Below are 10,077 nucleotides of genomic sequence, written 5' to 3'. Positions count from 1 at the left end.
GACTTGATGATGGATTCAATATGCGCCTTGTGAAAATCCCTGTAACTCTGGATGCGCTTAAGAATAACCGGCATTTCATATTCAGCGTCATCCGCATTCACAATTTTCTCCTTATAATCGGGATCAGCATTTCTGATGTCATTCAATACCGGCACACTCGGCGCAATGTTGATGATCTTACTGAATTCAACGATGGGATGATTGTCTGTATTCACCGCAGCATCTTCGGTATATTCCTCAAGGTCTGCCGCATCAAAAATAAACTGCGAAAGCAACATAAACGGATCAGGAATACCAAAATCGGCCATTTCCTTGCTTAATTTTTCGTTATTGGCCATTTTATCCCGGATCAGTCCGTAATTCAGTTCCATCGGCTCTTTTTTCCCTACCAGGAGAGTACTGTATTCGTTAATATACCACATTTGAGAATGGGGAAAAGCATCCACAAAGCCATTGACCAATGCCTTAAAATGCTTTTCACTAATCCAGTTTGGGGGAATCCACTGACAGATGATTCCGTCGTCGGCAAGCTTCTCCCTGCAGATCTGGTAGAAATCACGCGTATAAATGTTGTTGCTCAGGCGGGGGTGTATGGCATTTGAAGTGATGATGTCGTATTTCTTGTCCCTGCTCATATAAATCATGCTGCGGCCATCTTCAATATGGGCTTCTACTTTGGGTTCTTCCAGCACGTTATGGTTCCATTCAGAGAAAATCGGCGAAGCTTTGAGCACTCCGGGCACAATCTCGGCAATATCGATCTGTTTCATATCCGGTTGCACCAGGGAATGGGCAGTAACGCCCATGCCATAGCCAATAACAATAGCGTTTTCGGGATCGGGATGGAGAATATACGGCAGATACCCCAGCAAACCGTTCACCCGGCGGTCTTTATCGGTGGAATAAGCTGTATTGTGACCATCAACGTTCAAGGCCAGATAACCATCGCCAAAGGGATATTCCCTCACAGTAACCGTTGAACCCGCGCCTTCATCGTAAAATAACAGACGGGTATAATGTTCACCAAAAAAAGTCTTTTTGTAATCAAGCTGATCCCACCAGGTAAAATATCGCCGGTCGGGAATCTGAATGGATAATACCAATAATAGAATAAGGGTTCCTCCTGTAATAGAATATTTCAGTCGTTTAGACATAACAGGGTGAGAAAGAACCACCAACAAACCAATCAACACATTGATGGAGACAATTATCAAAAAAGAAATCACAACACCGAAAAAGGGAATCAACACAAAGCCGGCCACAAAAGATCCGAGTATAGAACCTATGGTATCCAGAAAACCAATGGTACCCATCCGGTTCCCCAGATTTTTTATATTTTGGGTATACAATTTACTTACGATGGGATAGGTAAAACCCATCAAAGTTGTGGGGATACTCAGCAGAAGGAAGAAAATGAAATATTCTTTACCCGCCACCTGCATCCAGGTATCGGTTAATTCACGCTGTTCAGAAAGGAACGATGCCAACCAGGAAAAAAACAAAAGAAGCACAAAGGAAATTAAGCCAATGGCCACTTCAATATATCCCAGCAATGAAAGCAGATATTTTCCCCGGTCAATCCATTTACGGATTAAAAAACTTCCCAAAGAAAGGCCGAAAATGAAACTTACCACGAGAATGGTAGAAAAATACACGGTTTTATCAAAGGAAAAACTGATAAGTATTCGCCCCCAGATCACTTCATAAGCAAGGGTGGTAAATCCTTCAATGGCAAAAACCCAAAGTACAAGCCGGACGATAGACTTTGGAAGTTTATAAACCACCTTCTCGTCTTCGGTTTTTCTGACAATTTTTTCTTCTTCTACATAACGTTCATCGGTTTGAAGGATTATTTTCTTGAATCTTCGGGCAATAAGCCAGGTTATGAGTGCATTGGCCAGATTCAGACTTGCTGCAATAAGTAAAGAGGCCTGAACACCTATCAGGCGGATCAATATAAAGCCGGTCAAAAACCCTCCAATTACAGCACCCAGATTATTAAGAGCATAAAGGATGCTGACTCCGCTGCCAAGATTTCCCAGACGCCGCACAAAATATTTGATAATTACCGGTAATGTTCCGCCCATTAGGGTGGTAGGAATCAACAAGAACAAAAAAGCAATGCTAAACCGAATAAGCTGCTGACCATAATCAGGGAGGGTCATATTTTGAGCTATGATTCCATAACCACGAGAAAGCACATCAAAGAGAAAAGGAAAAAAAAGGGCGAACAATCCAATGCCCAATTCAAGCAAAAAGAAAACCCGTAAAGGGTTGTCTTTCTTATCCACTATTTTGCCAAATATCAGACTCCCCAGTGCCAACCCGGCCATAAAAGCGGTAAGTACAGTAGTAATTGAATAGACATGTACTCCAAAAACCAATCCGAATTTTCTGATCCAGATAATCTGGTAGATCAGAGCTGTTACACCTGAAAAGAACAAAACCAGGAACAACAGATATTGCTGTATAGCTTTGTTGCCTGATTTATTCATGGTAAGCTTATTCTTGTCTGTCATTTGCACGAATGAAAATTAGATGTTAATATACAGCAAACAAATGAACGTTTAAAAATGTAATCCAAAAAAAGCAGAAGCAGCTCCATACAACATGAATGGTAGCCGCTTCTGCTTTTAAATTTAATTCATCTGTGAATTTTTACTCTTTATGCTACCCACTAATAACCAGGGTTCTGATTAACATTCGGGTTTTGATCCAACTCTGAAGTAGGTATCGGATAAACCAAATTTACAGGATAATTAAACACAAAACTATTTTCAAATCTTGTGCTGAAATCCGTGGCATTCCAATCTTCAAGGTCTAAGTATCCTGCAGCATCCCATCTTTTCAGATCGGGCCACCGATGTCCCTCACAAGCCAGTTCTCTTAACCGTTCATCCATTATATCCGCCATAGTTATCGAGCTTAAATCGGCAGGCTCGTCAGAAGGAGTGTTTACGGTATCCGGCACAGAATTTCTGGCACGTTCGCGGATCTGATTAACCAGGTCAAGTGCATCTCCGTTATTTCCTGTCTGTAAATAAGCCTCAGCTTTCAATAAAAGGATGTCCCCCATTCGCAACAACCGGTAATTGTTTGTGGAAGAGAATGAACCGAAATCACCGGCAGATTGTCCACGTTTGGTGTACTTCACAATTTCCCAACCCTGGTAGGGAGAATTGTCATTGGCCTGAACCACTTCAGCGAAACGAGGATCCTGACTTTCTCCGGTTTCAAAAATGTTGATAAGCTTATCAGTAGGTAATAGAATACCAGGTACCCAACTATCATAATTCCATGTATTGTCAAAATACTGATAGGAAGCACTCATCCGGCCTATTGCCAGATCAAAGTCATTAGAGAGCCAGATATTTTCATTACTGGGTGCATTGCTGGCCTGATATTCAAACAGCGACTCCACATTGTTCTCTGTTGTTACATCAAAGTTGTTCCCATAATGTTCGGCAAGTGAATGGTTATCGATTTGATCAAAAGCCTGAAGGGCATTGTTATAATCCTCGCTATTTCCATCATTATAACACGCACGGAACATATAAATTTTCCCAAGCAAGCCGTTTGCCGCATCATTTGTAACACGGCCTTCATACCTCTCCTCCCAGGTTTCTGGCAGATGCTCTCTTGCCTGCTTCAAATCGGCAATACAGGTATCCAGCACGGCATTATGGCTGCCGGCACTTGGAACCCGCATATCTTCAAGTGATACATCCGGACTAAGCACTTTTCTGTCGGTCCAGACCGGAATATTTTTACCCATAAACTGCCAGACTTTAAAATGCGCAAAAGCCCGTAGGAAAAGGGCCTCCCCTTTAGTTTGATTGACAATTTCCCGCTCTTCCTCATCAAATATATCTATGTTTTGATTCGCTTTATTAATGATCAAATTCGAGCGATTAATCACCTGATAGAAGTATTCAAAAAAATCAGTTAACCGGCCATCCCCTGCATCAATCCCCTCAAAGATTTCATAAGACCATGCACCAGTGGAAGTTACATCATCAGCGGGCAATAACCACAAAGCGTGTAGCGGACTGTTCGTATTATGAGAATAGATATCGCACATCTTTGCATAAGCCCCGTAAATACCACGCTCAAAACTGGAAGATTCCTCGAAATAACCAGCTTCTGAAGGAGCGTGAGGCTTCAGATCAAGATTGTCTTTGTCGCAGGCATTGATGCCAAACAAGGCTCCTACAACAATAGTTACTATAATATATTTAAGCATTTTCATAACGATATATAATTTTAATGTTTACGAAATTTTTACATGTCATTCCTTTTAAAAAATTTAAAAAGAGGCATTCAACCCTGCCCTAAATATTCTTGGGGTAGGAATTCCATTGGTTGAAGGATCCAATCCGGTCCAGTTGGTCACTGTAAATAAGTTGGATCCCCCTACCCATATATTGATACGCTGGCCTGTACCTGAACCGGTAAAAAGCCAGTCAGGAAGGGTATAGCTCAACCTAACCGACTGAAGCCGTAAATAAGAAGCATCTTCAACAAAACGGCTTGAAAACCGGTTATTACCGGCCGGGTCACCTGCTACAGCTCTGGGCATATCTGTATCTTTATTCTCCGGAGTCCATCTATCCAAAACATCGGTTACCTGGTTGTTTCCTTTGGAGGACATGTTCACAAAGCCAACACGTGACCAGTTATAAGCTTCGACATTACCTTCGCCGTAAAAATTGGCACTAAAAGTCAAATTCTTATAACCCACACTAAAATTAAACCCATAAGTGAATCCTGGTATGGTCTTTCCTAAATAATGGCGGTCATACTGATTTACCGTACTATCGGATGTGGGCGTATAGAAGCGGTGCTCTTCATCGGGATTACCCCTTACATCTTTAAACCATAAATCTCCGGGTGAGACTTTACCGCCTTCTGCAGGCACGTCATCATAATTTTCCTGGTACACCTCTACTTCTTCTTCATTTTGAAACATTCCACCCACTTCATACCCATAGATGTAGAAAAGAGGATTGCCTTCAGCAACCCGTCCCGTTCCACTGCCGAATGGAGCACCGTCTTTCAATTTAACCACTTCGTTATTAACAAATCCTATGTTCCCGTTCACAGAATAATTCCAGTTACCTGTTCTTCCCCGATAACCTAAATCAATGTCAAGCCCTTTATTAACAACGGCTCCAAAATTGTCCGGGGGATTTGCAACAAACCCTGAACTTGCCGGAATCTCAATTGTTGAAAGCAAGTTAGAAGTCTTTTTATAGTATGCTTCAACAGTTGCACTGAAATTCTGGTTAATGATCGCATCAAACCCAACATTGGTATTATAGGTTTTTTCCCATTCCAGGGATTTATTGGGGCTTTGGTTAAATACCGCTCCCCAGTAAGCGATGCCCATGCCGGGGTGTCTGGCATTCGGATTATTTCCCAAACTATAGGTCGCACTTTCATTGGCTAGGGAAACATATGCATAATTGGCAATTTCATGGTTACCAAGCTTACCCCAGCCACCACGGAGCTTGAGGTCGGTCAGCCAGTCCATGCCTGACATGAAGGATTCATCGCTGATGCGCCATGCCAGAGAGAAAGACGGGAACCAGTCCCAACGATTGCCTTTGGCAAACTTGGATGAGCCATCGTAACGCAGGGTAAAATCCGCATAATAGCGATTGTTCCAGTTATAGGAAGCACGACCCATGTAGCCCTGCAGTGAATTTTCCCATTGATCGGTAAAACCGCCAATATACTCCTTTTGTCCGCCAACACCCCAATAAAGCTCATTGGCATAGTGCATTTCTTCTGTACTTGCGGAGATGCCTTCAAATCCATACCACTGATCCTGTGCATTGAAAAGTAAATCAATACTATGATTTTCAAAGGAATTGGTATAATTTACAATAAGCTCCTTAACCAGGTTTTTGTTTCTCAAATGCCGTTCACCATAAGAACCTTCCGTATCATCCAGTTCAGGATCCGCCTGACTGATTGGATCACTGGGGGTGGTATTGAACATAAAAGCATCTATATCCTGGAACTGATTTCTTCTGTTGTAATAGTAATCGGTACTTACACGTCCCCTGACAGACAGATTTTCCAATGGCTTAAACTCAAGAAAACCTTTTCCAAGAATTCGTCCGACACGGTAAGTAGTACTCATCAGTGCCATTTCTCCGAATCTGTTTTTGTCGGTTTCAGGTCCCCATCTCTTCGTTCCGTCTAATCCTCCGCCACGGGTATTATCTACTATAGCAGGTGCATATCCTTCGGCTCCGTCACCATATATAGGTTGCCACGGCGGGGTAGAAGCCATTTCTTCAATACTGCCCCTGTTACTTGCATCATTGGTCTCCCAGCTTCCTTTTATATTAAAACCCGCCCTAAAAAAGTCGGTGACGTCTGTTTCCGTATTGGCCGTAAAGCTGTATCGTTCCATTTCATCATAAATAACAGGACTTTCTTCATGTGTATAACCTGAGGAAAAATAATACGTGGAATTTTCTGTTCCGCCGGAAACCTTCAAATTATAATCCTGGGTAACGGCATTCTTATTTAAATAAGGCTTTTGCCAATCAACAGCAGATCTGTCTCCAAGATAGTCGTCCGAATCGGAGTCAAAAACCGGTGGTAGCTCCTGATCGGGATTATTGGTAAATGCCTCGCGGTATAGATCAACATATTGGTCAACATTAAGGACATCATAGGTGTTGGGAACATTTTTCACCCCATACCGGGCATTAAAGTCTACCTGTGTTCTTCCACTTTCCCCCTGTTTGGTCTCAATAAGGATAACACCGTTAGATGCCCGCATTCCATAAATGGCTGCTGCAGAAGCATCCTTAAGTACAGAGATGGACTCAATGTCGCTGGGGTTGATCATAGACATGATGCTTACCGGTCCTCTTAGATCCTGTACTCTCGCACTCTGTCCTTCTGCCCCGGAACCAAATTCGGTAATGGGTACTCCATCGATTACGATCAGTGGAGAAGCCACACCCCAGGTATTCACACCGCGAATGCGAATTTCATTTCGGGACCATGGTGTTCCCCCACCGGATTGAACGCGAACACCGGGTACGCTACCCTGAAGGGCCTCCTCGGCAGAAACAGCGGCAATCTTTTCAATATCCTCGGATTGAATACTGGAAACAGAAGTAGTAACATCCTCTCTTTGACGCTCACCATATCCAATCACTACCACTTCATCCAATTCCGTCATTTCTTCTTCCAACTCCACATCAATGGTCGTTCTTCCATTGATGGGAATTGTCTTTGACTGATAACCAACAAAAGAAAATACCAGGGTGGCTTCCATATCCGACACCTCGATCTTATAGGAACCGTCTGTATTGGTTACAGTTCCTGTAGTAGTCCCCTGAACCTGGATGGTTGCTCCCGGAAGGGGATCACCGCTTTCGGCATCGGTAACCGTACCGGTTATCTCTTGTTGTTGTTGTGCTTTCTGCTGTAATCCCCTGTTATCCTTATCAAGAATGACAATTACCTTATCCCTGATTTGGTAGGTAAGGTTCTGATCCGTCAGCACCCTGTTCAACACTTCTTTGACGAACACTCCGTCCATATTCAGGGTGTATTGCTTTTCCTTATTGATCATGTCATCCTTGTAGAAAAAGGAAAACTCCGATTGCTGTTCAACCTGCCGGAATACTTCCTTCAGATTGACATTTTCCAGGTTTAAATCCAGCCTTTTATTCTGCGAATAAGAAGAAGATGCTGAAACCTGGATCGCAAAAGCCAACATCAAAATTGCCGTAAACTTCATGATTAGAAGAATTTTTTTTAAATACCCATTCAATTGGGTATTTTGCATAAACCAAGATTTTTTCATAATTTTAACTGGTTTTTAGAATTTAACTTTCGGTTATTTTCTTAACTATTGGGGAAATGTTGGGGCATTTCCCCTTTTTCTTTTAAACAATGGATTTGGGTTTTCTTACATAGGCAGATTTTTTTAGTTCGACTTATTGGTTATAACGATTTCTCTGAATTGATTTCTTTTGTATTCAATAGGGGTAGTCATTTGGACAACATCAAGCACCTGCCAAACGGTTTCCTCATTTCTGAATACACCCGAATATTCAATATCACTCAAATCCTCTCCTTTCAACGTTATATTCACATCATACCACCTTTCTAAACGCTTCACCAGCTCCTTAAACGGAACCTGATCGAAGTAAAAAATATCATCCTTCCATGAAGTGGCCGCCAATACATTAGCCTGTTCCTTTTCAAGTTTGCCGTCTTCATAAACCACTTTTTCCTTTGCCTTCACTCCGACGCTCTGCCCTTTCCTGGAAACCTCTATATTACCATTAACAACCGTGGTTTCCGTACGGTCAAAATCTTCATATGCCATTACATTGAATTCCGTTCCTTTTACATTAATTCTATAATCATCTGTTTGTACGCTAAATACTGATTTTCTACTCTTACGCACATTAAAAAAGGCCTCCCCCTCCAGCCTGACTTCCCTGTTATTTAAAAAATCAGAAGCATAACGAATGGTAGATTCTGAATTTAACCAAACGCTGGTGCTATCCGGCAGAATAAGCCTGGATTTCTGACCTCTTGGACTGGTAATTACAGTTTGAGCTGTTTGTTTTTCAGGAGCAGTTGAATCATACTCATAAATCCAAAAACCTACAAAAAGACCAATCAAAAGTACAGCAGCCACCTTAAGTACAGGATATATAAAGCGTTTTTTGACACCCGATCTTCTTTCAAATGCTTCATTAAGATTCCGGCGTAAGTATTTTTTGGATTGAAACTCCTGATAAGCATCATCAACAAAATCCTCTGCATTCAAAAACGGGTCCCAATCCTTCTTAACTCTTGCAAAAAAGTCCATGTGTTTCGGACTTTCTTTCAACCATTGAAGCAGTTCACCCTTTTCCTGCGGGGAAGCTTTGCCATTTAGGTATCTGACAATCAATTCTTTATATTTTAACTCTTCTTTCATAAAACCATTCATATTTATCAACACGAAAAGATGGGGTTAACCCTACCCATTAAATATAATTTTTTTAAATATATATATAAGTCTGGTATAAAAAGCTAGATTTTGGCTGGTTAGAATATAATTTATTCAAGCTAGATCTGAAAGTGTTTCCGAAAAAGTTGGAGGGATTTGGAAATGTGTTTTTCTACATTCTTTTCAGAAACATTCAATTCTTCAGCTATTTCTTTATTTTTCAAACCCTTAAGCCGGCTTAGTCTAAATACTTCTCTTGACTTTTTGGGAAGTTTGTTCATCAGGTATTGAATTTCTTCTTCCAATTGTTGCGCAAGCAGCAAATCTGATGTTTTTGACTGAAAATCAATATTATACAGTTCTTCTATTTGATTCATCTCAGATATTGACACCTTTTTATTATTAATTACCCTTTGGTGACGGAGATAATTCAGACACTGATTCCGAACCATGGTATAAAGCAGGTTTTTAACAGATATATCGCGGAGCTCCTTTCTCTTTTCCCATAATTTGAGATATACATCCTGAAGCATATCATTGGCAATATCCTCGCTTTGAACAATCTCTCTGGCAAAAGCAAGTAGCCGGGGATAATAACGGTAAAAAAGGAGTTCAAACGCCCTTTCATCTCCTTTTCTTATTTTCCTGAATAAGGATGAATCATCGGTAGATTTTCGCATAATACTCAGAGCTAAAAAGCCGTATCCCTGTTATATTAAATAAAAGTCAAAAATAAGAAAATGTTAAGAATAGAAGTTTTATCAATAAGTTTTGTATTCAATCGACCCTCCCACTCATATCACTCAGCCAAAAACACTGCTCCGGAGTCAGTGTTATCCAGGGTTTGCCATTCTTTACCCAATATCCTTCAGGATGCTGACCTTTTAAAACTGCTTGTATAACAGGGGGAGCAATATTTAAAAATCGTTCATCCCTGGTTACAGAATATAATGCTACACAACCCGGGGCCACTTTAGCTGCCCAGATCGTATTCAGGGCTTTCTCTCCTGCTTTTTCCAGCAAGCCGGCATATTGTTTTGCAAGAGTCAAAGGCGTATCATCAAATGTTTCCATGTAACGGGCAAAAAAGTAACAGG

At 41.3% G+C, this 10,077-nt stretch carries 6 protein-coding genes; all 6 read right to left on the bottom strand.

Features of this window, described 5'->3' with window-relative positions; genetic code table 11:
* The coding region (locus tag KGY70_11670) for a fused MFS/spermidine synthase (protein MBS3775839.1) at positions 1-2,519 on the bottom strand (2,519 nt) is incomplete at its 3' end.
* Between the two features lie 158 nt (positions 2,520-2,677).
* Positions 2,678-4,249, bottom strand: a complete 1,572-nt coding sequence (locus KGY70_11665) for a RagB/SusD family nutrient uptake outer membrane protein (GenBank protein ID MBS3775838.1) — start codon at positions 4,247-4,249, stop codon at positions 2,678-2,680.
* 57 nt (positions 4,250-4,306) lie between these two features.
* On the bottom strand, positions 4,307-7,771 hold the full coding sequence (locus KGY70_11660; protein MBS3775837.1) for a TonB-dependent receptor: 3,465 nt from the start codon (positions 7,769-7,771) through the stop codon (positions 4,307-4,309).
* A 189-nt stretch (positions 7,772-7,960) separates the two neighbouring features.
* Positions 7,961-8,968, bottom strand: coding sequence for a DUF4974 domain-containing protein (locus tag KGY70_11655; protein MBS3775836.1), 1,008 nt, complete (start codon positions 8,966-8,968; stop codon positions 7,961-7,963).
* A 131-nt stretch (positions 8,969-9,099) separates the two neighbouring features.
* Positions 9,100-9,660 carry an RNA polymerase sigma-70 factor gene (locus tag KGY70_11650; GenBank protein MBS3775835.1) on the bottom strand — a complete coding sequence of 187 codons (561 nt, stop codon included), beginning with the start codon at positions 9,658-9,660 and terminating at the stop codon, positions 9,100-9,102.
* A gap of 97 nt (positions 9,661-9,757) precedes the next feature.
* The coding region (locus KGY70_11645) for a hypothetical protein (protein MBS3775834.1) at positions 9,758-10,077 on the bottom strand (320 nt) is incomplete at its 5' end.

Source organism: Bacteroidales bacterium, assembly GCA_018334875.1.
Taxonomy (GTDB): Bacteria; Bacteroidota; Bacteroidia; order Bacteroidales; family UBA12077; genus JAGXLC01.
The sequence above is the reverse complement of the archived record's forward strand: the minus strand, read 5'-3'. Positions and strand labels throughout refer to the sequence as shown.

Coding starts and splice junctions, on each gene's coding strand:
- KGY70_11665 (MBS3775838.1), bottom strand. CDS start 4,249: ATGAAAATGCTTAAATATATTATAGTAACTATTGTTGTAGGAGCCTTG.
- KGY70_11660 (MBS3775837.1), bottom strand. CDS start 7,771: ATGAAGTTTACGGCAATTTTGATGTTGGCTTTTGCGATCCAGGTTTCA.
- KGY70_11655 (MBS3775836.1), bottom strand. CDS start 8,968: ATGAAAGAAGAGTTAAAATATAAAGAATTGATTGTCAGATACCTAAAT.
- KGY70_11650 (MBS3775835.1), bottom strand. CDS start 9,660: ATGCGAAAATCTACCGATGATTCATCCTTATTCAGGAAAATAAGAAAA.